We start from the raw sequence: 366 nt of genomic DNA on the forward strand, positions 1-366 counted from the left end.
TCTCAAGGGAGGCTTCGGCCGTGCTAATCGTGTTATCACCGAGCGCTACCAAAAACTGACTATCGTTCCACTGACGCTAGATCGCGAAATGCCGTCTAAGCATCAGCTGGCCAAGGGTCTATTGATCCCCGACACTGAGTTGGTGGGACTCAAGGAAAAGATGGCTGAGCTGAACATGACGACAGCTCAGCTCCACGACATAGTGCGCGCCATTAGACATCCGGACAGCCGCAAGGGAGTGCTTACTAAAACCCATAAAACAATGCTTGAACACATACGCGGTGCAAACGCAGAGCTTGACATTATGGATTGGATGATAAAGTCCAGTCACAAGATCGCTAAGGCGTGGATGGCTCGGTTCAAGGC

At 51.4% G+C, this 366-nt stretch carries 1 protein-coding gene; it reads left to right on the plus strand.

The genetic code is table 11. From position 1 onward, the window contains the following. Positions 1-366, plus strand: a 366-nt coding sequence (locus AC1RPJ_RS07965) for a hypothetical protein (protein ID WP_481762872.1), incomplete at both ends; no start/stop codon positions are given.

It is taken from the genome of Dellaglioa sp. CoH-57-MRSF-17, assembly GCF_056782015.1.